The 26,044-nt window shown below is 69.9% G+C and carries 25 protein-coding genes; 12 read left to right on the forward strand and 13 right to left on the reverse strand.

Going from position 1 to position 26,044, the window contains the following annotated elements; all coding sequences use genetic code 11:
* The first annotated feature begins 174 nt into the window (after positions 1-174).
* The 7 genes from HNR15_RS18750 (at position 175) to HNR15_RS02870 (ending at position 8,168) form a co-directional block, all read left to right on the forward strand.
* Complete coding sequence (locus tag HNR15_RS18750) at positions 175-1,659, forward strand: FGGY family carbohydrate kinase (protein ID WP_179478968.1); 1,485 nt, start codon at positions 175-177, stop codon at positions 1,657-1,659.
* Positions 1,656-2,294 carry a histidine phosphatase family protein gene (locus HNR15_RS02845; protein ID WP_179478970.1) on the forward strand — a complete coding sequence of 213 codons (639 nt, stop codon included), beginning with the start codon at positions 1,656-1,658 and terminating at the stop codon, positions 2,292-2,294. The genes HNR15_RS18750 and HNR15_RS02845 overlap by 4 nt, the downstream gene beginning before the upstream one ends.
* A gap of 77 nt (positions 2,295-2,371) precedes the next feature.
* A complete protein-coding gene (locus tag HNR15_RS02850) occupies positions 2,372-3,505 on the forward strand; it encodes an ABC transporter substrate-binding protein (RefSeq protein WP_179478972.1) in 1,134 nt (377 codons plus the stop codon).
* Positions 3,506-3,551: 46 nt separating this feature from the next.
* On the forward strand, positions 3,552-4,439 hold the full coding sequence (locus tag HNR15_RS02855) for an ATP-binding cassette domain-containing protein (RefSeq protein WP_179478974.1): 888 nt from the start codon (positions 3,552-3,554) through the stop codon (positions 4,437-4,439).
* Positions 4,439-5,692, forward strand: a complete 1,254-nt coding sequence (locus HNR15_RS02860; protein WP_233763572.1) for a sugar ABC transporter permease — start codon at positions 4,439-4,441, stop codon at positions 5,690-5,692. The genes HNR15_RS02855 and HNR15_RS02860 overlap by 1 nt, the downstream gene beginning before the upstream one ends.
* Positions 5,692-6,723: an NAD(P)-dependent oxidoreductase gene (locus HNR15_RS02865; RefSeq protein WP_179478976.1), complete on the forward strand. Its 1,032-nt coding sequence runs from the start codon at positions 5,692-5,694 to the stop codon at positions 6,721-6,723. The genes HNR15_RS02860 and HNR15_RS02865 overlap by 1 nt, the downstream gene beginning before the upstream one ends.
* Complete coding sequence (locus HNR15_RS02870) at positions 6,720-8,168, forward strand: FGGY-family carbohydrate kinase (protein WP_179478978.1); 1,449 nt, start codon at positions 6,720-6,722, stop codon at positions 8,166-8,168. Before HNR15_RS02865 ends, HNR15_RS02870 begins: the two co-directional genes overlap by 4 nt.
* A gap of 25 nt (positions 8,169-8,193) precedes the next feature.
* Here the strand turns inward: HNR15_RS02870 and HNR15_RS02875 are convergent, their stop codons facing one another.
* The 4 genes from HNR15_RS02875 to HNR15_RS02890 all read right to left on the reverse strand — a co-directional run bounded on the left by HNR15_RS02875 (position 8,194) and on the right by HNR15_RS02890 (position 11,612).
* Entirely contained in the window at positions 8,194-8,982 is a 789-nt protein-coding gene (locus HNR15_RS02875) for a DeoR family transcriptional regulator (RefSeq protein WP_179478980.1), read from the reverse strand.
* 112 nt (positions 8,983-9,094) lie between these two features.
* Positions 9,095-9,727, reverse strand: a complete 633-nt coding sequence (locus tag HNR15_RS02880) for a 3-oxoacid CoA-transferase subunit B (RefSeq protein ID WP_179478982.1) — start codon at positions 9,725-9,727, stop codon at positions 9,095-9,097.
* A complete protein-coding gene (locus tag HNR15_RS02885; protein WP_179478984.1) occupies positions 9,727-10,422 on the reverse strand; it encodes a 3-oxoacid CoA-transferase subunit A in 696 nt (231 codons plus the stop codon). Before HNR15_RS02885 ends, HNR15_RS02880 begins: the two co-directional genes overlap by 1 nt.
* Positions 10,419-11,612: a thiolase family protein gene (locus tag HNR15_RS02890; RefSeq protein WP_179478986.1), complete on the reverse strand. Its 1,194-nt coding sequence runs from the start codon at positions 11,610-11,612 to the stop codon at positions 10,419-10,421. Before HNR15_RS02890 ends, HNR15_RS02885 begins: the two co-directional genes overlap by 4 nt.
* Before the next feature lie 78 nt (positions 11,613-11,690).
* Here HNR15_RS02890 and HNR15_RS02895 point away from each other — a divergent pair, with 78 nt between their 5' ends.
* Positions 11,691-12,572, forward strand: coding sequence for a LysR family transcriptional regulator (locus tag HNR15_RS02895; protein ID WP_179478988.1), 882 nt, complete (start codon positions 11,691-11,693; stop codon positions 12,570-12,572).
* A gap of 25 nt (positions 12,573-12,597) precedes the next feature.
* On the opposite strand, the gene HNR15_RS02900 is transcribed toward HNR15_RS02895, so the two are convergent.
* The 7 genes from HNR15_RS02900 to HNR15_RS02930 form a co-directional block, all read right to left on the reverse strand.
* Positions 12,598-14,316, reverse strand: a complete 1,719-nt coding sequence (locus tag HNR15_RS02900) for a CocE/NonD family hydrolase (protein WP_179478990.1) — start codon at positions 14,314-14,316, stop codon at positions 12,598-12,600.
* A 17-nt stretch (positions 14,317-14,333) separates the two neighbouring features.
* Positions 14,334-15,275, reverse strand: coding sequence for an MBL fold metallo-hydrolase (locus tag HNR15_RS02905; protein ID WP_179478992.1), 942 nt, complete (start codon positions 15,273-15,275; stop codon positions 14,334-14,336).
* The gene (locus tag HNR15_RS02910; protein ID WP_179478994.1) at positions 15,272-16,189 is read right to left on the reverse strand and encodes an alpha/beta hydrolase fold domain-containing protein; all 918 of its coding nucleotides are present in this window, start codon (positions 16,187-16,189) and stop codon (positions 15,272-15,274) included. Before HNR15_RS02910 ends, HNR15_RS02905 begins: the two co-directional genes overlap by 4 nt.
* 4 nt (positions 16,190-16,193) lie before the next feature.
* On the reverse strand, positions 16,194-17,312 hold the full coding sequence (locus HNR15_RS02915; RefSeq protein WP_179478996.1) for an FAD-dependent monooxygenase: 1,119 nt from the start codon (positions 17,310-17,312) through the stop codon (positions 16,194-16,196).
* 24 nt (positions 17,313-17,336) lie between these two features.
* Positions 17,337-18,293 carry a phosphotriesterase family protein gene (locus HNR15_RS02920; protein WP_179478998.1) on the reverse strand — a complete coding sequence of 319 codons (957 nt, stop codon included), beginning with the start codon at positions 18,291-18,293 and terminating at the stop codon, positions 17,337-17,339.
* Between the two features lie 46 nt (positions 18,294-18,339).
* A complete protein-coding gene (locus tag HNR15_RS02925; protein ID WP_179479000.1) occupies positions 18,340-19,332 on the reverse strand; it encodes a phosphotriesterase family protein in 993 nt (330 codons plus the stop codon).
* A 236-nt stretch (positions 19,333-19,568) separates the two neighbouring features.
* Complete coding sequence (locus HNR15_RS02930) at positions 19,569-21,179, reverse strand: MFS transporter (protein ID WP_179479003.1); 1,611 nt, start codon at positions 21,177-21,179, stop codon at positions 19,569-19,571.
* Positions 21,180-21,369: 190 nt separating this feature from the next.
* Between HNR15_RS02930 and HNR15_RS02935 the strand changes: the two genes are divergently transcribed.
* Positions 21,370-21,981, forward strand: a complete 612-nt coding sequence (locus HNR15_RS02935) for a TetR family transcriptional regulator (protein ID WP_179479005.1) — start codon at positions 21,370-21,372, stop codon at positions 21,979-21,981.
* A gap of 18 nt (positions 21,982-21,999) precedes the next feature.
* Here HNR15_RS02935 and HNR15_RS18755 read toward each other — a convergent pair whose 3' ends face one another.
* The gene (locus HNR15_RS18755; protein ID WP_179479007.1) at positions 22,000-22,461 is read right to left on the reverse strand and encodes a DUF4829 domain-containing protein; all 462 of its coding nucleotides are present in this window, start codon (positions 22,459-22,461) and stop codon (positions 22,000-22,002) included.
* A 234-nt stretch (positions 22,462-22,695) separates the two neighbouring features.
* On the opposite strand from HNR15_RS18755, the gene HNR15_RS02945 reads away from it, so the two are divergent.
* The 3 genes from HNR15_RS02945 to HNR15_RS02955 are packed head-to-tail and all read left to right on the forward strand — an operon-like array spanning position 22,696 to position 25,219.
* Positions 22,696-23,877 (forward strand): cytochrome P450, encoded by a 1,182-nt coding sequence (locus HNR15_RS02945; protein WP_179479009.1) that lies wholly within the window; start codon positions 22,696-22,698, stop codon positions 23,875-23,877.
* Positions 23,874-24,065 (forward strand): ferredoxin, encoded by a 192-nt coding sequence (locus HNR15_RS02950; RefSeq protein ID WP_179479011.1) that lies wholly within the window; start codon positions 23,874-23,876, stop codon positions 24,063-24,065. Before HNR15_RS02945 ends, HNR15_RS02950 begins: the two co-directional genes overlap by 4 nt.
* The gene (locus HNR15_RS02955; protein WP_179479013.1) at positions 24,062-25,219 is read left to right on the forward strand and encodes an NAD(P)/FAD-dependent oxidoreductase; all 1,158 of its coding nucleotides are present in this window, start codon (positions 24,062-24,064) and stop codon (positions 25,217-25,219) included. The genes HNR15_RS02950 and HNR15_RS02955 overlap by 4 nt, the downstream gene beginning before the upstream one ends.
* 10 nt (positions 25,220-25,229) lie before the next feature.
* Here HNR15_RS02955 and HNR15_RS18565 read toward each other — a convergent pair whose 3' ends face one another.
* The gene (locus HNR15_RS18565) at positions 25,230-26,000 is read right to left on the reverse strand and encodes an IclR family transcriptional regulator domain-containing protein (protein WP_179479015.1); all 771 of its coding nucleotides are present in this window, start codon (positions 25,998-26,000) and stop codon (positions 25,230-25,232) included.
* Between the last annotated feature and the right edge of the window lie 44 nt (positions 26,001-26,044).

The raw sequence follows: 26,044 nt of genomic DNA on the forward strand, positions 1-26,044 counted from the left end.
TCACCCCGTCGAGGCGACCGAGGCCGTCGGCTGAAGGCCGGAGATGGGAGGAGCGCACGCTGCGCGGGCGGGTCACGAAGGAGTAACGATCAAGGTCTTGCAACTATATATTTAACAAGTTCTATGAGTAATGTGGTCTGAGTCACAGCAATCGACGTCGACGGAGGAGGCACCGTGAGCGCGATCGACGCCACCTGCGGCATCGACGTCGGCACTCAAGGAGTGCGCGCCTCCCTGGTCGACGCCGAGGGCCGCACGCTCGGTTCCGGGGCGGCGCCCATCACCAGCGACCACCGTGACGGTCGTCGCCACGAGCAGGACCCCGAGCAGTGGTGGACGGCGCTGTGCGACGCGGTCCGGCAGGCGCTGGACGTTGCGGGTGAGGTGCACGTGACCGCGATCGCGATCGACGCGACGTCCGGCACGGTCCTGGTCGAGCACGCCGACGGCAGCCCGGCAGGACCGGCCCTGATGTACGACGACACCCGAGCCCAGGGGTTCGCCGACCGTGCGCAGCGCGCCGGAGAGTCGCTCTGGTCCTCTCTCGGCTATCGCATCCAGCCCGCCTGGGCGCTGGCCAAGGTGTTGTGGCTGCGCGGCGAGGACGTCCTCGGTGCCGGCGACCGGGTCGTGCATCAGTCCGATCACCTGGTGCGTCGACTGGTGGGCTCCGTCGTGCCGACCGACACCTCGCACGCTCTGAAGACCGGTGTCGACCTGCGGACTGCCGCCTGGCCGGCCGATGTCTTCGCCGAGCTCGGGATCCCGCTCGAACTGCTCCCGGGGGTGGCCCTGCCGACCACCGTGGCAGGCGTGGTCAGCAGGTCGGCCGCGTCCGAGGCCGGGCTGACGACGGGCGCCGTCGTCCGCCTCGGCATGACCGACGGATGTGCGGCGCAGATCGCGGCGGGCGCGCTCGAGATCGGCCACTGGAGCAGCGCCCTCGGCACCACCCTGGTGGTGAAGGGCTCCACCGACGAGCTGGTGCTGGACCCCTCCGGCGCCGTCTACTGCCACCGCCACCCGGACGGCGGCTGGTTGCCGGGGGGCGCTTCCAGCACCGGTGCCGGTGCGCTGCGCGATGCGTTCACGCACGGCGAGGACCTGGGCCAGCTGACCGAACAGGCCGCCGGTCTGGGGGTGATCCCCGGTGCGACGTATCCGCTGATCGGTCGTGGGGAGCGCTTCCCGTTCGTGGCGGCGGATGCGGTGGGTTTCGTCGGCGGCCACGCGGACTCCGACGCCGCCCGCTTCGCCGCGCTCTGCCAGGGCATCGCGTACGTCGAGCGGCTCAGCTACGACGTGTTGGCCTCCCTGGGCGCCGACACCACGGGCCCGGTCTCGTTCACCGGCGGCCCCACCGCCAACGAGTGGTGGAACCAGCTGAGGTGCGATCTGCTGGGCCGCCCGGTGCGGGTGCCGCGCGAACCGCACCCGTCGACCGGGATGGCCATGCTTGCGGCGGCCGAGCCCGGCCGGCTGACCGAGACCGTCGCGTCGATGGTCGGGATCGGCCGGTCCTACAGTCCCGATGCCGACCGGGGTGGACAGCTGCGGCAGGGGTACGCCGAGCTGGTCACCGCCCTCGTCGAACGCGGGTGGCTCGGGTCGCAGGCCGCGTCGTACGCGCTGGCCGAGGCCGGGGGAGTGCCTCGATGAGCGATCGCGTGAGTCTGTGGCTGGCCCGGCACGGCGAGACGGTCTGGCACGCCGAGAACAGGTACGCCGGCGGCGACAGCGACATCGACCTGACTCCAGAGGGGCATGAGCAGGCATCCGACCTGGGCCGCTGGTCGCTGCGCCACGGGATCGAGGTGGTCGTCAGCTCACCGGTGCGGCGCGCGCAGGAGACCGCGCAGCCCTCCGCGTCGGCGATCGGGGTGGACCTGGTGGTGTGCCCGGGGCTGAAGGAGGTCGCCTTCGGGGTGGCCGAGGGTCGCACGGCCGCCGAGATCGAGTCCTCCGATGCGGCGGTGATGGCGGCCTTCCGCGACGACCCGGTGGCCAATCCCTTCCCGGGCGCGGAGTCGGCGGCCGACGCCGCGGCGCGCGGTGCCGGCACGCTGCGGGAGATCGCCGCGGAGCATGCGGGTCGCAAGGTGCTGGTCGTCGCCCACAACACCCTGCTGCGGCTCGCGCTGTGCGAGCTGCTCGGCATACCCCCGGCGCAGTACCGGCGCGTCTTTCCCCGGCTGGACAACACCGCGGTCGCCGAGGTCGTCGTCCCCCTGGACGGCCACGGGCTGGCCGCACTGCGTTCTCTCAACGTCCCGACGAGGGCGGCGCCGACGTGACGCCCGCCCCTTTCCGCATCTGCCCGACCGACCGTTCGTCAGCCCGCTCAACCCATCCCACGAAGGAACCGAACATCATGACCGCTCGCAGGATCACGCAGATCTCCGTCGCTGTTGCCGTGGCTGCCACACTGCCCATCCTGGGTGCGTGCAGCTCCGGCAAGAACTCCTCGACCAAGTCGGGTGCAGCCGGCTCGTCCGCCGCGGCCGGCGGTGACAAGGGCGCCAAGATCGCCTTCCTGATGCCGGACGAGGCGTCCACCCGCTACGAGCAGCACGACAAGCCCGGCTTCGTGGCGGAGCTGAAGAAGGTGTGCCCCACGTGCACGCCGCTCTACAACAATGCCACCGGTGACGCCAGCAAGCAGCAGCAGCAGTTCAATGCGGCGCTCACCCAGGGCGCGAAGGTCATCGTGCTCGACCCGGTGGACTCCACCGCCGCGTCGAGCCTGGTGTCGGCCGCCCACTCCAAGGGCGTGAAGGTCATCGCCTACGACCGGCCGATCCCGCAGGCCAAGCCGGACTTCTACGTCTCCTTCAACAACGAGGAGATCGGCAAGTCGATCGCGCAGTCGCTGGTCCAGGACCTGAAGGCCAAGGGTGTCTCGACCGGTGGCGGCAACGGGATCCTCGAGGTCAACGGGTCCCCGACCGACGCCGCGGCCGGTCTGATCAAGAAGGGCGTCCACGAGGGTCTCGCGGGCAGCGGCTACAAGACGCTGTCGGAGTACGACACCCCGGAATGGGACCCGAGCAAGGCGCAGTCCTGGGTCAGCGGCCAGGTCTCACGTTTCGGTAAGAAGATCGTCGGCATCGTCGCCGCGAACGACGGCACCGGCGGCGGCGCGATCGCCGCCCTCAAGGCTGCCAGCGTCAACCCGTTGCCCCCGGTGACCGGCAACGACGCCACGACCGCCGGACTGCAGCTGATCATCGCCGGCGACCAGTACAACACCATCTCCAAGCCGAGCGAGATCGTCGCGGGCGCGGCGGCCGACGTCGCCGTCGACCTGCTCAACGGCAAGTCGGTCACGGCGGTCGGCGGCGGCAGCCTGACGACCGTGTTCGGCACCAAGACGATGCTCTTCGTCCCGAAGGTGATCACGCAGAGCAACCTCAAGACCGACATCATCTCCACCAAGATCGCCACCGCCTCCCAGCTGTGCACCGGTAGCTACAAGGCCGGCTGCACCAAGCTCGGCATCTCCTGATCGTGGGTGTGCTGATGCGAGACACGGCGAGAAAGGACGGCGCGGCATGACTGCCACAGCCACGGAGACCACGCAGGCACCGTCGGGGACACCCGTCCTGCGCCTGCGCGGGGTCGGTAAGACCTTCGGGGCGGTGTCGGCCCTCACCGACATCGATCTCGAGGTGCACGCAGGTCAGGTCGTCGCCCTCGTAGGGGACAACGGAGCCGGCAAGTCCACCTTGGTGAAGGTCTTGTCCGGGGTGCACGCACCGACGTCGGGCGAGGTCTTCTTCGACGGGAAGCAGGTGACGATCGACAGCCCGTCCAAGGCGATGGAGCTCGGGATCGCGACCGTCTTCCAGGACCTGGCGCTCTGCGAGAACCTCGACGTGGTCGCCAACCTCTTCCTCGGGCGCGAGCTCAAGGGCGGCCACCTGGACGAGGTCACGATGGAGACCAGGTCGTGGGAACTCCTCGGGGAGTTGTCCGCCCGGATCCCGAGTGTGCGGGTGCCCATCGCCTCGCTGTCCGGCGGCCAGCGGCAGACCGTCGCGATCGCGCGGTCTCTTCTGGTCAATCCGCGACTGATCATGCTCGATGAGCCCACCGCGGCCCTGGGCGTGGCCCAGACCGCCGAGGTGCTGAACCTGATCGAGCGGGTCAAGGCACGAGGACTGGCAGTCGTGATGATCAGCCACAACATGGAGGACGTGCGCGCTGTCGCCGACAACGTCGTCGTCCTCCGTCTCGGCCGCAACAACGGCGAGTTCGGACCCGACGCGAGCAACCACGACCTGGTGGCCGCGATCACCGGGGCCACGGACAACGTCGTGACGCGCCGGTCGGCACGCCGGTCCGGCGGCGCCGACACCACCGACGCCACGGCGGACGACGCCGCGGCGCCCACCGCGGGGGCGCACGCCGCTCCCACTCTGTCGGAGGAGGACTCCTGATGGCACAGACGGCAACCCCGCCCCCGAAAGCGCTCGACCAGCAGGACGCCAGGGTCAAGGTCGGCAGCGGCAGCCCCAAGGACATGCTGACCAACTTCGGCTACCGGGTCCGCTCCGGTGACCTCGGCCCGTTGCCGGTGGTGATCGGGCTGATCGTCATCGCCGTGGTCTTCCAGGCGTTGAACTCCCTCTTCCTGTCCTCCGGCAACCTGGTCAACCTCATCTACGACAGCTCGGCCGTGGGCATGATCGCGCTCGGCATCGTCTTCGTGCTGGTCCTGGGTGAGATCGACCTGTCGGTGGGCTCGTTGAGCGGCCTGTCCTCGGCCCTGCTCGGTGTCCTCTACGTCAACAAGGGCTGGAACCCGATCCTGGCGATCGTCGTCGCGGCGTTGTCGGGAGCGTTGATCGGCTTCGTCTACGCGCAGGTCCGCAACAGGTTCGGCATGCCGAGCTTCGTGATCACCCTGGCCGGACTGCTCGCCTTCCTCGGACTGCAGCTGCAACTGCTGGGGTCCCAGGGCTCGATCAACCTGCCGTACGGATCGGGGCTGGTCACGTTCGGACAGCAGCAGTTCCTGACGCCGATCCTCGCGTACATCGTCGCGGTGCTCGCAGCCGCCGCCGTCTTCGTCGCCGGGATCCTCAACATCCGACGCCGCAGGGCCGCCAACCTGTCCGCGAGCTCCCCGGCGAACGTCGTCATCCGGGCCGTCGCACTGCTGGTCGTCCTGCTGCTGGCCGCGTGGTACCTCAATCGGGACAACGGCGTGCCGTGGATGTTCGCGATCTTCGTGCTGATGATCGTGGCAGCGAACTACGCGTTGACCAAGACGAATTGGGGCCGGCACATGTTCGCGGTCGGCGGCAACGAGGAGGCCGCGCGTCGCGCCGGTATCAACGTGAACATGATCTACACCTCGGCCTTCGTGCTGACGGGTCTGTTCGCGGCGGTCGGCGGCGTGCTGAGTGCCGCACGGCTCGCGTCGTCCAGTCAGAGCGCGGGCACCGGTGACGTCAACCTGAACGCGATCGCCGCCGCCGTCATCGGCGGCACGAGCCTGTTCGGTGGTCGCGGCAGCGCCTACTCGGCCCTGCTCGGGATCCTTGTCATCCAGTCGATCTCCAACGGGTTGACGCTGCTCAACCTCTCGTCGGCCTACCGCTACATGATCACCGGTGCCGTCCTGGCGCTCGCGGTGCTGATCGACTCCCTGGCCCGGCGCTCCCGCGTCCAGCACGGGACGGCCTGATGCGGGTCGTCTGCGTCGGCGACCGGTTCATCTCGGCCGCCTCCTTCGCCCACGCGGCGAAGGAGGCGTTCGGGCCGGACACCGAGACCGTCGAATACTCCACGCGCTGGCCGGACGAGGCGTACGGAGCGGTCGAAGGGGTCAAGGAGTCGTCCGGATCGGTCGACGAGATCGCCGAGCTGATACCCGGCGCAGACGTCCTGCTCACCCATCTCGGCCCGGTCACCGCCACCGTCCTGGCGCGCGCCGACCGGCTCAAGGTGGTGGGGATAACTCGCGGTGGCCCGGTCAACGTCGACCTGGCCGCGGCCACCGCGCACCACGTCCCGGTGGTCTATCTGCCGGGTCGCAACCTCGGCGCGGTCGCGGAGTTCGTGATCGGGGTGATGATCACGATGCCGCGCGGCGTCGTACGCGGGTCGGCCGAGCTGGTCCACGGGCGCTGGAGCCCCAGGGCGTTCCGCTACGAGACGGCGGGTCCGGAGCTTCGTGCGTGCACGGTCGGGCTGGTCGGCATCGGCGCCGTCGGGCGGCGGGTCGCGCAGCTGCTGGACGCGTTCGGCGCGCGGGTGGTCGCCTACGACCCGCACGTCGACCGTGCCGACGGGATCGAGCTGCTGGACTCCCTGGAGGCGGTGCTGTCGGTCAGCGACATCGTGAGCGTCCACTCGCGGTTGACCGACGAGACGCGGAAGTCCTTCGACTCCAAAGCATTCGGCGCGATGAAGCACGGTGCCTACTTCGTCAACACCGCCCGTGGGGAGATCGTCGACGAGGCCGCCCTGCTGGAGGCGTTGGACTCCGGGCAGCTCAGCGGCGCAGCGCTGGACGTGTTCGATCCCGAGCCCCCTGGGCCGGACAACCCGCTCGTACACCGACCCGACGTCATCGGCACCCCGCACCTCGCGGGTGCCTCCCGACAGGTCAGTTCGGAGTCGGTGCAGCGGGTGGTGCGCGACGTCGCGAGCTATCTGCACAGTGGCCGGATGGACCACTGCGCCAACCCGGACGCGTTGAAGGAGGGCTCATGAGTGTGATCGGGGTCGATCTGGGCACCTCCCGGATCAAGGCCGTCCGCTACGGGCAGGACTGGGCCGAGGCCGACAGCTGCGCCGAGGACGCCGTCGTCGACCGGCCGGCGCCCGGGCACTCCGAGCAGGACATGGCCGACGTGTGGGCCGGTCTGGTGCGCGTCGTGCGCACCGTTGCCGAGAGGTCGCCGGACGACATCCAGCTCGTCGCCGTCACCGCCCAGGGCGACGGCTGCTGGCTGATCGACGCCGACGGCGACCCGGCCGGCCAGGCACTGCTCTGGAACGACGCCCGCGCGACCTCCCTCGTCGACGCCTGGGAGGCCGACGGCACGCTGCAGCGGGCCTTCGACATCAACGGATGCTTCGGCTTCGCCGGGGTCGCCTCCTCGCAATTGCGCTGGTTGCAGGAGAACTCGCCCGAGGTCATCGAACGGGCGACGACGTTGCTCAGTTGCGGCGGGTGGGCCTACTTCAAGCTCACGGGCCGGCGTGCGATCGACGACAGCGAGGCGGCGAACCCGTTCTTCGACACCCGCAGACGTGCGTACGACGAGCGGATCCTCGATCTGTACGGCATCGCGGACCTGCGTCGCCTGCTCCCGGACGCCGTGCGCGGCAAGGACCGGGTGGCACCCCTGCTCGGTGACGTCGCCCGGGAGATCGGGCTCCAGGAGGGCACCCCGGTGGTCGTCGCGCCGTACGACGTGGCGTCGATGGCCACCGGTAGCGGGGCGCACCGCCCGGGCGACGCGTTCGCGATCCTCGGCACCACGTTGTGCAACGGGCTCGTCTCGGACGACCCCCGGCTGGACCGGCCGGGTAACGGCATGTCGCTGCCCGCAGCGGAGGAGGGCGGCTGGCTGCTGACCTATCCCACGATGGTCGGCACCGAGGTGATCGGTTGGTGTCAGAAGCTGTTCGGCTTGGACCAGCCGGGCGACGTGATCCGGCTCGCGGACCGCTCGGACCGCAGCCGGACGCCGATGGTGCTTCCCTACTTCTCCACCGCCGGCGAGCGCAGCCCTTTCCTGGATCCGCGGGCGCGTGGGGCGATCCTCGGCCTGGACGTCACCCACACCCGCGAGGAGGTCGCCGCCGGCATCGTGGACGGGCTCAGCATGGCGGTGAAGGACTGCGTCGCCAGTGCGGGGTCGGCCACCATGGTCGCGATCTCCGGCGGCGGTGCGCGCAGCGTGAGCTGGTGTCAGGTGATCGCCGATGCCGTCGGGGTGCCGGTGACGCTGCCGGACGTGGAGGAGATCGGCGCGCGCGGCGCGGCGCTCGTCGGCGCGTACGAGATCGGGATGTTCGATTCGCTGCACGACGCTGTGACGGCGGCCGTCCGCCCACGCCAGGTGCTCGAGCCGGACCCCGAACGCACGAAGGTGCTGGCCGAGCGCTACGAGCAGTTCCTGCAGGTGCGGGGCAAGTTGTTCGGGTGACCGCTCGCGCGAGAAGCGTTCGCGGTCAGACGTTTTCGTCGCCGGTGGAGGCGACTCGCACGTCGGGGCAGCGGTCCCGCAGGAGCTGCAGGTCCTCGTCGGCGACCCGGTCGTCGGTGATGACCGTGTCGAACGCCTCGACGCCGCACAGCACGTGGGTCGCGGGACGACCGAACTTGGCGTGGTCGACCAGCAGCACCTTGCGCAGGCTGCGCGCCAGAAGGGCACGGCGCACCATGACGGTCGCTTCCGAGCGGTGCACGCAGCGGCCGCCGGTGATCCCGGTGGGCGACATGAACAACAGATCGGCCTGCAGGGCGTCGATCGCGTCGATGGTCTGCAGTCCCGAACACGACTGCAGACGCTCGTCGTAGGCGCCGCCGAGCAGTTTGGCCTCGACGCCGGACGATGGGCTGAGCATGGCCATCGCCGGCACGAAGTTGGTCGCGAGGGTGATCGGCACGTGCGCCGACAGGAGCGGGACGAGTCCGACGGCGGTGGTGCTGTCGTCCAGGAAGATGGTCTGCCCTCGCCCGAGCAGCCGTCCCGCCTCCCGCACGATGGCGGCCTTCTCGGCGCTCATCGAGAGGCTGCGTTCGGCCACGCCCGCGTCACGCAGCGCCGTGGGGTTGGCGGTGGCGGCGCCGCGGATCTTGGTGATCCAGCCCTCTTCCTGCAGCTGGTCCAGGTCGCGGTGCATCGTCATCAGGCTGACGCCGTGGGTCTGCGCGAGGTCCTCGACCCGGACGTAGCCGGCCCTCAGCACTTCCTCGCGCACCTGGTCGCGTCGGTGCGACAACCCTTGTGTCGTCACGGTTCTCGTCACTCCTGCTGGTCGGTCGCCACGCCTCGCACGGGCTGTGTGGTGTCAGCGTTAATTCTCACACCGACGACGCTCGAACGGCAGGAGGGTGGGGTCCCCGTCCTCAGAGCATGGCGAGATGCACGTCGAGCCGCTCGCGCAGCTCATCCACGGTGATCCCGAAGGTGTCCCGCACGACCGCGCCGTCCGGCCCCACGTCGAAGACCGCGAGCTCGGTGTAGACACGGCTGACACACGCCAGGCCGGTCAACGGCTGGGTGCACTGCGGCACGAGCTTGGGTCGGCCCTGCTTGTCGAAGAGCGACATCAGGACGAACACCTGGCGAGCGCCGATCGCGAGGTCCATGGCCCCGCCGACGGCGGGGATGGCGTCCGCTTCACCGGTGTGCCAGTTCGCGAGGTCGCCGTTCGTCGCGACCTGGAACGCTCCGAGGACGCAGACGTCGAGGTGGCCGCCGCGCATCATCATGAAGGAGTCGGCGTGGTGGAAGTACGACGCGCCGGGCAGCTCGGTGACCGGCTGCTTGCCGGCGTTCGTCAGGTCGGTGTCGATCTGCTCGCCGGTGGCGGCCGGGCCCATGTTGAGCATCCCGTTCTCGGTGTGCAGCACGACGCCCGATCCCGGCGTCAGGTGGTCGGCCACGCGGGTCGGCCGGCCGATGCCGAGATTGACGTAGGAGTACGGCGGGATGTCGCGGGCGATGACCGCGGCGAGCTCGTCGGGGTTCAGCGCCATCAGCGGGCTCCCTGCACGGTGTAGTGGCGGGGCGCGACGCACACGACGCGATCCACGAAGATGCCGGGGGTCACGACCGCCTCCGGGTCGAGCGCTCCGGTGGGCACGACCTCGTGCACCTGCACGACGGTGGTGCTCGCCGCGGTGGCCATGACGGGCCCGAAGTTGCGAGCTGTCTTGCGGTAGACCAGATTGCCCATCCGGTCCGCGCGGTGGGCGGAGACCAGGGCGACGTCGCCCTTGATCGGGTACTCCAGCAGGTAGTCGCGCCCGTCGATGGTGCGGGTCTCCTTGCCCTCGGCCAGCATCGTTCCGACGGCGGTGGGGGAGTAGAAGCCTCCGATGCCCGCGCCGGCGGCGCGCATCCGCTCGGCGAGGTTGCCCTGCGGGACCACCTCCAGCTTCACCTTCCCGGCGCGGAAGAGCTCGTCGAAGACGTAGGAGTCGGCCTGGCGGGGGAAGGAGCAGATCACCTTCGCGACCCGGCCGGCCTTGAGCAGCGCCGCTAGGCCCACCTCGCCGTTGCCGGCGTTGTTGCAGACGATCGTCAGGTCGGTGGCGCCCTGTCGGATCAGGCCGTCGATCAGGTCGAACGGCATTCCCGCCAGCCCGAATCCGCCGACCAGCACGGTGGCACCGTCCTCGATGCCGGCGACCGCCTCGTCGACGGTGTCCAGGTGCTGCACCTGGCTCATCCGGCCACCTGCAGGTTCTCCAGCACGACGGCCAGGCCCTGGCCGACGCCGATGCACACCGCGGCGACGCCGTACCGCTCACCGCGCTCGCGCAGCACCTTGGCCAGCGTGGCGAGCACGCGGCCGCCGCTGGCGCCGAGGGGGTGGCCGATCGCGATCGCCCCGCCGCGGGTGTTGACCAACGACGGGTCCTTCAGGCCCTCGGCGAGCCAGGCATCCACGCACACGAGCGACTGCACCGCGAAGGCCTCGTTCAGCTCGACGGCGCCGATCTGGTCCCAGCCGATGCCGGCGCGGACCAGCGCCCGGTTCGCGGCCTCGACAGGCGCGTACCCGAAGGCCTGCGGGTCGAGCGCGAACGTCCCTCGTCCCGCGATCCGCGCGACCGGCTGCAGCCCGATCCGCTCGGCGGCGGCAGCGGACCCGAGCAGCGCAGCCGACGCACCGTCGGACAGCGGCGAGGCGTTGCCAGCGGTGATGGTGCCGTCGGGGCGGAAGGCGGGGGCGAGCCCAGCGAGCTTGTCCACGGTGGAGTCCGCGCGGATTCCCTCGTCCCGGGCCAGGCCCTCGACCGGTGCCACCAGGTCGTCGTAGAACCCGTCGTCCCATGCGGCCGCGGCCAGCTGATGGGAGCGCACGGCGAACTCGTCCTGACGCTCGCGGCTGACGCCGTATCTGTCCTGCAACTGCTCGTTGCACTCACCGAGCGACGCGGTCCATTCCTTCGGCATCTTCGGGTTGGTCAGCCGCCAGCCGAGCGTCGTGGACACGGCCGTGACATCGCGTGCCGGGAAGCCCTTTGCCGGCTTGGGGAGCACCCACGGCGCCCGCGTCATCGACTCGACGCCACCGACCACGACGACGTCCGCGTCACCGGTCTCGATGGCCCGTGAGCCGCCCATCGCGGCGTCCAGGCTCGACCCGCAGAGCCGGTTGATGGTGGTGCCGGGCACCGACGTCGGGAGGCCGGCGAGCAACGCGGCCATCCGACCGACGTTGCGGTTCTCCTCACCCGCGCCGTTGGCGTTGCCCCAGATGACATCGTCCACCGCGGCCCCGTCCAGACCCGGCGCCTTCGCGAGCAGCGCCTCGATGACGCGGGCGGCCAGGTCGTCCGGTCGGACGCCGGCGAGCGCTCCGTTGAAGCGGCCGAACGGCGTACGGACGGCGGAGTAGAGGAAGGCATCCATACGGGCAACCGTAAGCCGTGACGTTGATAGTGTGAAATATCTGTATCCGGCAGTATTCATATCTGCGAGGTCTTGACGATGGAGCTGCGACAGCTGCGCTACTTCGTCGCAGTCGCCGAGGAACGCCACTTCGGTCGCGCAGCGGTGCGCTTGCACATGGCGCAGCCGCCGTTGTCCCAGGCGATCCGACGGCTCGAGGAGGAGCTCGGCGTCGAACTGCTGCACCGGACCACCCGGCGGGTCGAACTGTCCGACGCCGGCACCGTCTACCTCGGGCGAGCCCGCGCCATCCTCGCAGGGGTCGACGACGCCGGACATCTGGCTCGACGGGTCGCCGCCGGCGCCGTGGGGCACCTGACCATCGGGTGCGTGGGATCGGCGACCTACAGCCTGCTGCCCGCGCTGGCCCGCCGGCTGGCCGTTGAGCTGCCGGGGGTCGACTTCTCGTTCCGCGGCGAGATGCTGGTGCCCGACCAGGTGCGAGCTCTGCTCGCGGGCGAGGTCGACGTCGCCCTGCTCCGCCCGCCGGTGGCCGATACATCGCTGGCAGTGACGACCCTGCGACGCGACCGCCTCGTGGTCGCGGTGCCGTCCGACAGCCCGCTGGCACAGCGCGCGCAGATCCGGGTGGGTGATCTGCAGGACGCCGGGCTCATCGTGCACTCCGCCGGGCGGCGCTCGGTGATGTACGACGTGGTGCTGCGACTGTTCCGCGACGCCGGCCTGGAACCGCGCATCCGTCACGAGGTGGGGGAGACCTCGACGCTGATCACTCTCGTCGCGGCGGGACTCGGAGTCGCCGTCGTGCCCGAACCCGTCACCGCGCTGGCGCTCGACGGGGTCGTCTACCGCCGCCTCGTACGTCCTGCCGAGACCGTCGAACTGGCCCTGGCCCACCGGGCCGAGCGCAACGAACCGCACCTGGTCCGGACGGTGGAGCTGATCCGCGGGCTCATGTGACGCGCCGGATCCGCACCGCGCGTGCTCACCCGTACGTCGTGAACGGCAGCACGAGCCGTGAGGGGTGCGTGGCGTCGCGGTAGATCTTGTGGGTCACCGGGCGACCCACCGGGAGGTGAAACGCATCCGGTGGCAGCAGCGCGTTGTGCGCGTCGGCCAGCGGCTCGTCGTTCGACAGTTCGACCACGAGGCGATGACCCGGCCGGAACGTCGTGGCGAACGGGTAGAGCCGCAGCACGTACTCCTCGACGCTGCCGGGCTCGACCGGTACAGCGCGGGTGTGCGGGTGATACGGATTGCCATGCGTCGTTCGTTCGTCCAGCTCACGGTGAGACGCCTTGAGGAAGCCGGTCGTCACCAGCTGGCGTGCACCGCCGGGGGATTCGTCCCACAGCCGCATGATGAAGTTGGTGTCCGGCTGGTCGATCTCGGCGAAGATGTGCGCGGCGCCCGTCCCGATGAGCTCGGTGGCCTCCTCGAACGCGTCCGTGCTCCATTGCAGGATCTCCACCTTGTCGGTCACCGTGAGCGGTGCCTGGTAGAAGCCGTCGGGGGCGGCGTACGCGGTGCCCATGGTCTCCGGCTCGGGGGTGAGCTTGCGGCGTGGGCGCAGATAGAGCGAGCGGTACTCCACGTCCCTGGGCGGCCACTGGTCGCCCGTTGCGGTCTCGCGAGAGCCCTCGACGAAGACGCTGACGGCCGGCTCGTCCATGACGCCGTTGTCGATGCCCTTCAGCCAGTAGTCGTACCAACGGAACATCTTGTCGTGCTCCTCGACGAAGGGGCGCGACTGCATCGGGGGGTAGGGGCCGATGGTGAGCTTCCTCGGGCCTTTCAACTCGTTGAAGAGCTCGATCGTGCCGTCCATCGTCCAGCCGCGGCCCTGGTCGATCTGCAGCCAGACCGGGATGTCGACGTTCGGCGCCAGGGTGATCGGGTTGCGCTCCTCGTACCAGTCCGAGTCGAGCTCGTTCATGACGATGTCGAACCACGCCTCGTGGTGCTTGGGGTAGTGCAGCAGGTGCACGAGGTTGGGCCAGGCGGCGACGTCGGGGTCGGCCAATCGGGCGGCGACGCGAGCCGTGATCTCCTCGGGTGAGAACGACTCGAGCATCCGCGACGTCACCCGGTCGGTGAACGCCCAGCCTGAGTCGCCCCCGCGGCCCTCACGCGCCGCGCGGGGCATGAACCACATGACCCCGCCGTGGTAGGTCGTCTCGTAGAAGTCGAAATGGCCGCCGGAGACGAAGATGGCCTTCAGGTGCGGCGGTCGCTCGGCGGCGGCCAGCACCTGCATCGAGCCGAAGTAGGAGATGCCCACCATGCCGACGTTGCCGTCGCACCACGGCTGCGCCGCGACCCACTCGATGTAGTCGTAGGCGTCCTGGCCGAGCGAGACGCCGCCGGCGTTGTAGTTGCCGATGTGCTCGCCCTCGGAGGCTCCCGTGCCGCGCAGGTCGCCGATGACGTGGGCGTACCCCTCGTCGACGATGCGGGCGGTATCACCGGCCTCGATGCAGCCGTCCCACATCGGCGACGGGCGCCGCTGCGGCGGGGTGGTCAGCGCAAGGGCCTGCAGCTCCTTGCCGTACGGGCTGAGCGCGACGAGCGCGGGCCGCGGCAACTCCTCGGTGCCGTGATACACGTCAGTAGCAAGCGTCACACCGTCGCGCATCGGCACCCGCAGGTCCTTGCGGACGGCGATGGTCTGCCGACCCGCGTCGATGGTCTGGTAGTCGGGCATGGAGGGATTGCTCCTCGTCACGAGTTCGGGTGGGCGTGCCTGCGGTAGCCGTGCATCGAGGTGAAGAACGGTGACGGCTCGAGGGTGGGGTCGCCGGCGTACTCGACGGCCTGGGCTACCGGGTCGAAGGGGGAGTAGGCCGAGTCGGTGTCGAGCAGTCCGTCTGCCAGGCAGCGGTGAGCTGCGGCGCTGAGACCGGCCTCGATGTCGAGGCTTGTCTGCAGCGCCTCGTGCGCCTGCGCGCGGTCCAGTTCGACGCCGTACGGCGTGCCGTCCGCGCGCCGGTAGGGATGACCGAGGTAGAGGCGCTCGGGGCGCACCTCGTCGCGTAGGCGGGTGAGGCTCGCGCGGTAGCTCACCGGGTCCTCGAAGCCCGGGAAGCCGTTGGCGGCCCCGTGCACCTGCACCGCGTCGCCGACGAAGACGGACCCCTGCCCGTCGATCTCGTAAGCCACCGACCCGGGCGTGTGGCCGGGGATCGCGTGGACCGTGATCGACACGTCGCCTCCGAGGGAGATGCGCTCGCCACCCGCGACCAGCATGGTCGGCTCCATCTCGCCCGAGATGACCGTCTCGGCCGCGGCCGCGATCTTCGCCTCGCCCTGCGGGTCCTGCAGATACCGTCCGCGCCCGGCGAGGTACTCCTCGACGTGCGCGCGCCGCGAGCGGAGCATCGGCGCGTCGGCCTGGTGGATGACGACCTGGGCCCGGCGGCCGGTCAGCTCCCACAGGGCGTGGGCACCGCCCAGGTGGTCGATGTGACCGTGGGTCAACAGGATCCAGCGGACGTCCTCGATTTTGCGGCCGATGGCCTGGAGCGCCGGTGCCATCCCGTCGGTGGGGGAGGAGGCGATGCCCGCGTCCACGATCGCGAGCTCGGGGGCGTCGATGAGGAAGCTGTAGAGGTGGAATCGCCCCCAGGGCGATGCGAGCGGGTGCACCGCGATCGGAGACGTCATCGCAGGAACTCCGCGGTCTGCTCGAAGGCCCGGTGGTACTCCGGCAGCCACGAGAAATGCTGCACGAACCCGTGCCCGGCGCCCTCGTACCGCGTGACGGTGACGTCGACGCCCGCCCGGCGCAGCCGCTCGCCGTACGACTCGCCCTCGTCGCGCAGCGGGTCGAACTCGCCGGTGAGGATCAGCGCCGTGGGCAGCCCCGTCAGGTCGGTCCGTTTGATCGGGGAGACCAACGGGTCGGCGGGGTCGGCGCCGGAGTCGAGGTAGAACGCGTTGAAAGGTTTCAGGCCGGCGGTCTCGAGGCCGTAGCCCTCGGCGTTCTCGCGCAGCGACGCGTAGCGGTGGACGTCGAAGTCCAGATCGAGCGAGGGGTAGTAGAGGACCTGGTGGGTGATGGCGGACAGTCCGTCGTCGTGCGCCATCGCGGCGACGGCGGCGACGTACGTCGCGCCCGAGCTGTCGCCGGCCAGGGCCAGCGTCTGCCCGTCCCAGCCGATCTCGTCGCCGTGCTCGACCACCCAGCGGACGACGCCGTAGCAGTCCTGCAGCCCGGCCGGGTACGCCGCTTCGGGTGCGCGCCGGTAGCCCACGGAGACGACCGTGAGACCGCTCTCCTTGGCGAGCGCGCGCGCCACGTGGTCGTGGGTCTCCAGGCTGCCCAGGAAGAACGCGCCGCCGTGCAGGTAGACGAGCACACCGCCGGACTTCGCCTCCACGGCGGAGTAGATCCGTACCGGCACGTCGCCGTACGGCGTGGTGGCGGTCGTGTCGCGTACGTCGTGCAGCGGCAGCCGGTCCGACAGCGGGACGACGTGCGACTCCTCGTCGGCACGCAGGACGGCCGGATCGAGCGGCCCGGGCGGTGGGGCCGGCAGGGTGGCGAGGACCCGGGCGATCTCGGGATGCAGCGACACGGCGTCAGGCCTGCGCGCTGAGGGTCGCGGGCTTCTGTCCGGGGAAGACGTCGTCGACCTCGTCCTCGCTCCACCCCTGGCGCGAGATGCGCTGCAGCTCGTCGGTCACCGGCTTGCGGGTGGCCTGGAAGAGGGTGAGGGCGTCGGCGAGGGTGGCCGCGTCGCGCAGGCAGTCGGCGAGGACTCCGGCGTCGAGGATCGCGGAATTCGCGCCCTGTCCCTGGTGGTGGCACATCGCGTGCGCGGCGTCGCCGACCAGCACGACGGAGCCGGTGTGCCAGGTGTCGACCGGGTCGATGTCGTAGACCGCGCGGACGTTGACGGTGTCCATGTCGAGGTCGTGGGTGATCGCCACCAGCCGCTCGTCGAAGCCCTCGACGGTCGCGACGATGTCCTCCTTGGTCACCTCGGGCGCCCAGGTGCCGTCGGCGTTCAGGGCGGTGATGTCGAAGGACACCTGACCCCGGTGCAGCAGCGGCAGCAGGTAGATCTTCGTGCCGCGCCCGATGTACATCCGCAGGTTGTCGTCCACGGCCATCCCGTGCGCGTCCGCCACGTCGATGACCGCGCGGTAGGCGTGCTCACCGGCGAAGACGGGGCGTTGGTCGCTGAAGAGCTGACGGCGTACGACCGAGCCGATGCCGTCCGCGCCGATGACCAGATCGGCGGTGGCCTTCTCGCCGTTCGTGAACGAGAGCGTCGCGCTGCCGCCGTTGTCGGTGACCGTCTCCAGCCGGTGCCCGAGCTGGACCATGCCGTCGGGCAACGTGCTCACGAGGGCGTCGATGAAGTCGCCGCGGTGGATCAGGTGGGTCGTGACACCCAGGGTGTCGATCTCCGGCCACGCCTCCTTCATGATCGGGTCGGAGGTGGCGGTGAGGATCTCGAAGTAGTCGCTCGCCGAGCTGACCTTCGTGATCGCGTCCATGATCCCCCACTCGCGGAACCGGTCCATGCTCGACGGCCGCAGTCCGATACCGGCCCCCACCTCGCGGATCCGGCTCGCTTGTTCGTAGACGGTCACCTGGGCTCCGAGCAGGCTCAGCGCCTTGGCGGTGGCGGCCCCGCCGTACCCGGCTCCGACGATCGCGATGGTGAGGTTCTTGAGGTCCTCGGTCTGCATGGTGGTCTCTCTCGGCTCAGGGGATCAGCGGCGGATGGTGAGGAAGTCGGCCGGGTTGTCGACGAAGACGGTCCGGATGGTGTCCTCGTCGAGGCCGGCGTCACGCAGGTCGGGGATCAGGTCCTCGAAGATGTAGTTGACGGTGTGGCCCTTCACCCCGGGCCAGCCGAGTGGGCTGCAGTTGGCGTCGGCGGACGCGAGCACCTGCCGCAGCCGACCTTCGCCACCGATGAAGCGCAGGAAGTGGTCCAGGCGCTCCTTGCGGGGTCGCGCCCAGAACGGCGGGTCGGGCAGCTCGGTCTCGTACCCGAACGTGTCGAAGCCGATCCGGCCGCCTTGCTCGGCGATCCAGACGTCGCGCGTCTTGTCGGCGTTCACCCCGTCGTCGACGTGCCCGAAGAGCACACGGTCGAGAGGAAGCCCCTCCTCGGCGAAGATCGCGATCGCGTTCTCGGCATCGATGGCCAAATGGGTGAGGATCGGCACTCCGGTGCGCAGGGCCGCACGGGCGGCGGCGCGGTAGATGCGCTTGTCCAGGTCGGTCATTCGCCCACCACGGCTGACGCCGACCTTGATGACGCCCGCCTTGCTGCCGGTGTCGCCGATGCCGACGGTGATCTCGTGGGTGAAGTGCTGCGCCAGGTAGTCGACACTCGCCCGGGCGAAGAACGCCAGGGCGGTGTCGCCGCCGACGAAGCCGGTGCAGGCCACGATGTGCACGCCGGTCTTGGCGGACAGCGACTTGTAGTAGTCGACGTCCCGGCCGTTGCAGATGCCGGTCACGTCGACGAAGGTCCCGCCGCCGTACTCGTGGAACTGCCGCAGCTTGGGGACGGTCTCCGCGTACCGCTCCTCCGGCGTCTTCCACCACCGGGTGTCCAGCTCGGAGCCGGGCATGCCGTAGCCGACGTGTTCGTGGATCGCCACGATCCCCAGCTCCTCGGCCGGGATAGCTCCCAGGACGGTGTTCACTCTCGACACGACACTTACCTTCAGCAGAGACGACGCTTGACGGGTTTCTCGGTGCTCAGCGCACCGACAGCAGCCGGCGCGGGTTGTCGACCAGGAGCTGGTCGACCTGTCGATCGGTCACGCCCAGCGAGCGGAGCAGGGGGACGAAGGTCGACAGCAGGTAGCTGTACGGCAGGTCGTGCGCCGGGTGGCTCGGGTGGCCCATCGCGACACCGACTGCGTTGCTGGACAACAGGATCCGATCTCCGAAGCCGACTCGAATCAGCTGGACCACCAGGGCGGCGCGTTCTTCGTCGGTGACGTACGCGGCGTCCTTCGCCCCGACGTGGTCGAGTGCTACGAACGCTCCACGGCGGGCGATCTCGGCAGGCGCGCCGGCGGCGACCGCCTCCGTGCGGTCCAGGCCCCCGACGAGGACGCGGTCGGCAGGCAGTCCCTCGGCCAGAACGATCTCGAGGTCCTGGACGGCGTCGCCCCCGTAGCGGATCGAGACCGGGACGCCGGTCTGTAGGGCAGCGCGGGCCGCACCGCGGAAGAGGCTCTCCTCGGTGGGAGTGATGCCGTCGCGATCGGCGACGGTGGCCACCAGGCCGGCGGGGCCGCGGCGCTCCACCCGGGGGACCACCATGCCGTCGGTGATCTCTGCGGTGAAGAGCTCGGCGAACTTCTCGGCCGGCCAGGGGGTCGGCGGGTTGGTCTGCGGCGTGAGGAAATAGCCGCCGAGCATCTCCTCGGGGCCCATGCCCGTCGACGCGACGATGTGCACCCCCGTGGAACGGGAGAGCGCCTCGAGCAGGAGGACGTCCCGGCCGTGGAACATGCCGGTGCTGTCGACGACGGTGCGGCCGCCATGGTCACGGAAGTCGGTCAGCTTCTGCGTCAGCGTCTGGAAGATCTCGGCGCGGTCCATCCGGATGTCGAACGCGTACTGCGCTCCCGGGAGCACCGACAGCAACGCCTCGTGCACCGCGACGACGCCCAGCTGGTCGGCCGGGATCGGGCCGAGGACGGTGGTGACGGTCTCGGTGCCGCCGTGGTGGATGGACACGTGGGTACTCCTGCGGTCGAGGGGTTCTCGGATCGCCCGCCGAGCGGGGCCGCGGTGGTCGGCGCATGTGAGCGCGGTCACCGGATGATGTGAAGGGTGTCACAAAGCTTTACATGTTGTCAAATAAATATTCGTGCAGTTAAGTAGATCTGGAGTAGCCGTCGTGGACGGCAGTGGGGACCCCGCCCGACGGGTCGAGATCCCCACTGCGTGCCTGTCCATAAGGGGTCGCAGGCTCAGAGCGAGACCAGTTCCTCGCGCTCGTCCGTCTGCACCTCGACCACCGTCTTGTGGTGCCCTGCCAGGCCCGCGAGGCTCAGCCCCGCCGCGACCAGTGCGCACAGCCCGGCGACCAGGAACGCGGTGTCGTAAGCACTCCCGAGCGAGTGCAGGGCGAGCTGATGCAGTTGCGGCGGCATGGGCACCGGCCGCATGTTCGGACCTGCGCCGGGCACGACCGGCAGCGAGTTGATCGCGATCGCTCCGCCCTGGTGTGCGATGCCGCCGGCGACGTCGGTGTACGGCGGCTTGAGGCCGGAGGCGCCGATGGCTCTACCGAGCCCGCTGGTCAACTTCCCGTCGGCGCGGCTGAACGCGAACGATGCGATGAGCACCGGGCCGAGGGCGAAGCCGAAGTCGCGCAGCAGATTGGTGGTGGCGCTGGCCATCCCGGCGAGCCGCACGGGCACCGCGTTGATGGCGACGGCGGTGATCGACCCGACGGTCAATGCGAAGCCGCACCCGAAGACGAGCATCGGCAGCATGAACCGGGTCCAGCTCATGTCGGTGACGGAGAAGGTCGAGCACCATAGGCCGCCCACCGACATCAGGGCGAAGCCGCCGCTCAGGATCCAGCGCGGCGAGACGTTGCGGATCAGGTGAGAGACCACGGGCACGAGCACGAACGCCGGGCCCTGGATGAAGAGGAAGAGGACGCCGATCTTGATCGCGCTCTGATGCTGGATGGCACCCAGCCAGATGCTCATCGAGTAGCAGGTGGCGAGGAAGGCGAACATGCCGATGACGGTGGCGATCGCGACCACGGCGTACGCGCGGTTGGCGAAGAGGTGCAGATGCAGCAGCGGCACCTCGGTGCGCAGCTCGATGACCACGAACGCGGCGAGCAGGACGACGCCGACCACGAGCGCAGCCAGGATGTTCGGCCTGTCGAAGCCGGACTCCGAGCCATGGGTGGCGGCGTACAGGACGGCGATCAGGCCGAGCGCGAGGGTGGCCTGGCCGGGGATGTCGAGCTTGCGGCCCTTGGGCGCCGAGGAGTCGGTCGCCTTGAAGGTGATGAGGAAGGAGACGAGCGCGGCCACGATGACCACGACGTACGCGCCTCGCCAGCTGCCGTTGGTGGCGAACGCGCCGCCCAGCAAGGGGGAGATGGCAGCGCCGACGGACAGGAAGCCGGCCCACAGGGCGATCGAGCGGGCACGGGCGTCGTTGTCCGGCGCGAGAGCCGCGATCATCGCCAGCGAGGTCGGATAGAGGATCGCGGCGCCGAGTCCGGAGACGATCTGGCCGGCCCACATGACGTGGACCGTCCCGGCGACGGCGGAGACGAGCGAGCCGACGACGGTGAGCCCGGCGCCGGTCTGCAGCAGGCGCTTGCGGCCAAAGAGGTCGCCGATCACGCCGGTGCTGAGCTCGAAGACGACCATCGGGATCGCGAACGCGGCGGTGATCCACGTGAGCTGCGAGCCGGTGGTCTGGAACTCCTGCTGGAAGGTGCCGCTCAGGGACGCGGGCAGCGAATACGCGATCTGCGCGAGGAGGACGGCGAAGCATCCGGCCACCACGGTGGCGGTGTAGCCCTGCGGTCGCGCGACGGATCTGGACATCGGGACTCCTGTCGGTGGCGGGTGCGCGGAGGCCCGGACCCCGCGGGTCGCGGCGGGACTGTGAGGCACATCACCCTTGATGCGAGCAAGGTGTCAGATTGATTAACAGTCCGTCAAGCATTTGGCCAAGATGTATGACGCAATCTCGCGGGGTGGGCGGCGGCGGTGGCTTGTCCCCTAGGGTTGGCGCGTGGCGAGCCTCCGCGAAGCGCAGAAGCAGATGACCCGGCGTCTGTTGCTCGATGCCGGGCTCGACCTGTTCGGCAGCAAGGGGTACGCGGCGACGACGGTCGACGAGATCGCCACTGCCGCCGGCACGACCCGGGTCACCTTCTACGCGTACTTCGACTCGCGCAGCGATCTGATGAAGGCGTTGATCGACGAGCAGCTCAACGAGCGGTTGCTTCGCACTCGATCCCCCGAACACGGCTCCACGGCGCAGGATCTGATCGATGCGGTGCGCGACGGGAGCCGACCCGCGATCCACGCCTGGCTGACCCAGACCTCGGACCGGTGGCCCTCGATCCGACCGATCATCCGGATCGGACGAGATGCGGCCGCGGTCGACCCCGAGCTGCGCGACCTCGTGGACCGGTGGCTCGAGGAGGCGATCAGCGATGTCGAGGACGGCCTCGCGCAGGCGCGCCGCTTCAAGCCCCGGCAGCGCCATTTCCGCGGTGTCCTCGCGATGTCCCAGCTCGACTACGTGGCCCAGCACTGGGGCGAGGCGGACTGGAAGATCACCCGCGAGCAGATGCTCGCCGAACTCGCCGACAGTTGGGTGAGCCTGCTCGGCGACTGATCCCGATCGCGGGAGGGATCAGCCCTGTCCCCAGTCGGCGATTCGCCACGGCTGGGTGCTGGAGCTTCGGACGAGGTAGTAGGACCAGGGCTGCCGGCCGTCCTGCATGCCGCTCCAGTCGTGGAACACCGCATCGGTATCGACGACCGCGACCTGGCGGTAGCGGGTCACTCTGCTGTCGGGGAAGTCGGCCCCTGTGGCCACCGGGGCCGCGCCGGTGATCTTCAGGTGGGTGATCGTGGGGCCGCCGAACCATCCGTGCTGCTCGAGGTCCGGCCCCATCGTCTGTATCGAGTTCGATGTGGTGTAGTCGCGGGCGTCCAAGGCGCGCACATACGCACGCACGACATCGGTCGGGGACGTTGCGGGGCCCGGTAGCGCGACCGACCCGCGGGGCATCGACCACCACACGAAGCCGCCGGTCAACAGCAGAAGGGCAACGGTGGCGGCGACGAGGACTCGTACCTGCGTGTTCTGCACGATCGGAAGTATCGCGGCGAGCGTGCATCGGCGGGCCGGAACGAGGGAACGTTTCGGAATCTCCTTCTCCGGTGATCGATCGGCGAACGCCTCGATTGGTGTACTCGGCCATCACAAACACTTGACAAGATGTTAGCTTAATAGTCACGCTGTTAGTCCACCACCCCGGTGTGACCCCGCTCACCCTGCCGCGTCGCACCGCCCCCGGGGTGGTCCTGACTCCAGGAGGACAGCATGACCACCATCTCGGCGCCGCCCAGCATCGATCTCGACCTCTTCGCCGACGAGGTGCTCCTCGACCCGTACCCGACGTACGCGCAGCTGCGCGACCTCGGCGGCGTCGTGCACCTGCCCATCAACGACGTCTACGCCCTCACCCGGTACGACGTCGTCCGCGACGTCCTCGCGGACTGGGAATCGTTCTCCTCACGCTCGATCGGCTTCAACCCGATGGTGAACGAGGCGTTGACCGGCACCTCGTTGGCCTCCGACCCGCCGATCCACAGTCAGCTGCGCGCGACGCTCACCGAGAACCTCTCGCCCCGCGCCTTACGGGGCCTGAAGGACCAGATCGAGAAGAAGGCCGACGCGCTGGTCGCCGACCTGGTCCGTCAGGGCTCCTTCGAGGCGATCGACGCGCTGGCCCGCGCGTTCCCGCTCGAGGTCGTCGCAGACCTCATCGGCTTCACCGGCAGCGCCCGCGCCAACATGCTGCGCTGGGGTCAGGCCGCGATGGAGGTCATCGGGCCGATGAACGCGCGCACCGCCGAGAACTTCCCGATCGCCGGCGAGCTCTACGGCTGGTGCTCGCAGGTCACGGCGGCGGATCTGGCTCCAGGGTCCGTCGGTCGTGGGATCTTCGACGCGCAGGAGCGCGGCGCCATCCCGGCGGGCACCGCGGGCCACATCATCCACCAGTACCTCGGCGCCGGCATCGACACGACGGTGGCCGCCATCGGCAACATCGTTGCCCTCTTCGCGCGGCACCCCGATCAGCTCGCTCTGGTCCGCGCAGACCCCTCGCTGGTGCCCGCGGCGTTCAACGAGGTGCTGCGCTTCTGGGCTCCGGTGCACGCGTGGGGCCGCTACGTCACGCGCGAGACCGAGATCGACGGAGTGGTGCTGCCCGAGGGCGCACAGGTCGCGATCCTCTTCGGCGCCGGCAACCGCGACCCGCGGCACTTCGCCGACCCCGACACCTTTCTCGTCGAACGCAACCCGGTGGATCACCTCGCGTTCGGCTACGGCCCGCACGGGTGCGCCGGGCAGGGGCTCGCGCGCCTCGAGGGTCACTCGATCATCGCGGCCCTGGCCCGCCGGGTCGCCCGGCTGGACGTCGGCCCGGAACGCCGAGTCCCCAGCAACATCACCCGCAGCATCGACGCGCTGCCCGTCCTGGAGGTCGTCCCCGAATGAAGATCGTGCTCGACCGACCACGCTGCGAAGGCCACGGGCTGTGCGAGGAGTCGGCTCCCCAGCTGATGCACCTGGACGACGAGGGCGAACTGGTGCTGGATCGCGAGGACGTCACCGACGCCGGTGACGTCGCAGCCGCCACCGGCGCCGTCCGGGTCTGCCCGGTCGCGGCTCTCCGACTCGCATGACCGTGCGTCGGATCGTGGTGGTGGGCAACGGGATCGCCGGGCTCACCGCTGCGGACTCGCTGCGCGCCGGCGGGTACGACGGCGACCTCACCATGGTGGGTGACGAGCCGCACGCGGCGTACAGCCGGCCCGCTCTTTCCAAGGCGCTGCTACGGGACCTCGACGACCTCACCTCCCATCAGCTCGCGGCCGCCGCACACGGCGCCACCGAACGTCTCGGCATCGGCCTGAGCGCGCTCGACCCCGACCGGCGGCTGATCACGCTGGCGGGCGGTGAGGCTCTGGAGTACGACGGACTGGTCATCGCCACCGGCTGTCGGGCCCGCCGCCTCGGACCGGCCGACAGCGGCGAGGTGACACTGCGCAGCCTCGACGACGCGCTGCACCTGCGCGAGCGGATCGTCGACCGCCCCACGGTCATCGTCGTCGGGGGAGGGCCGCTGGGCATGGAGATCGCCTCGGGCTGCCTCGGCGCCGGCTGCGAGGTGACCCTGGTCTGCCGCGCGGCCCCGCTGCTCGCGCAGCTCGGGGAGCACCTCTCGGGTCTCTTCACCGCGGCCGCGACGGCCCGCGGGTTGCGCATCGTGACCAGCCCGGGCGCCGGCGTCCGTCGCAGCGGGAGCGGGTCGGTCGTCGACCTCGGCGACGGTCGTCGTCTCCTCGCGGACCTCGTGGTGACCGCGGTCGGTGACATCCCGAACACCGAATGGCTGGCGTCCAGCGGACTGGTGCGCAGCGGCGCGGTGCATGTGGACGCACGCGGACGGGTGCGCCCGCAGATCGTGGCCGCGGGTGACGTCGCCGCAGTGCCATCGCGGCAGGGCGTACGCCGAATGCCATTGTGGAACAGCGCGATCGACCAGGCCAAGGTGGCCGCCGCAGGGCTGTTGCTCGGCGACGAGGCACCGGTGCTGGAGCACCGGCCGTACTTCTGGACCGAGCAGTTCGGTCTTTCGCTGAAGGCCGTCGGCGACCTGCCGTGCAAGGGCGAGGTCACGGTGCTCGAAGGCGACTCCGACCGATGGCCTGGGGAGGACCCGGAGAGCTACACGGCGCTACTGCGCTGGGAGCGAGCGGGTGCTGCTGCGACGGTGGCGGCGATCAACTGCCGGATCCCGATCCCGCGGATGCGCCGGCTCGCCATCGCGGCATAGGGGCCCGCGTTCAGGACCGCAGGTCGCTCTCGAGTGCGGCGCCGGCCGCTCGCAGCAACGCGATTAGAGCGGGCAGCCGCTGCTCGTCGAAGCGCACGCTCGGCATCGAGACCGACAGCCCCGCCACGAGGGCGCCGTCGCCGTCCCGGATCGGTACGCCGATCGCGACGACGCCCCGCTCGGAGCGGCCCTGGTTGAGTGCGAAGCCCTGCCGCTGGATCTGCGCGAGCTCGGTCCGCAGTGCGGCCAGGTCGGGCCGGGCCTCGGTGCTCTCGGCGTACCGCTCCGGCGCGTAGACCTCCTCCAGCTCCGCATCGGGCAGCTGCGCGAGCAGGAGCAGCCCGCCGCTCGTATGGTGTGCCGGGAAGACCATGCCCTCACGAGATCCCACCCGCAACGCCTGGTCGCACTCGACCGAGGCGATGAAGCGCGCCGTGTCCCCGGTGCGGATGGTGAGGTTCGCGGACTCCTGGACGACGTCGACGAGTCGGCGCAGGTGCGGAAGGGCGAGCGAGCGCAACTGTGCGGTGTGCGAGCGGGAGTGCGCTGCGAGCTCGAGGACGGGCCCGGCGTAGTACGCGCGCCCGGCGTCCTGCACCGCGAAATCGCGGTAGACGAGCATCTGCAGCATCCGGTGGGCGGTCGAGCGGGCGATGCCGAGCCGCTGCGCCGCCTCGGCCACCGTCAGAGCCCCTTCGAGCTGCAGCATCGTCGCCAGCCGCAAGGCGTGGTCGACCGAGGCGATCGCGTACGCCGGGGGTTGTTTCAGGTCGCGTGCCACCGGTCTCATCCGTTCTGCTGTGCAGAATATTGTGTTCTGCTGAG

Origin of the sequence: Allobranchiibius huperziae (genome assembly GCF_013410455.1) — a bacterium.
Taxonomy (GTDB): Bacteria; Actinomycetota; Actinomycetes; order Actinomycetales; family Dermatophilaceae; genus Allobranchiibius; species Allobranchiibius huperziae.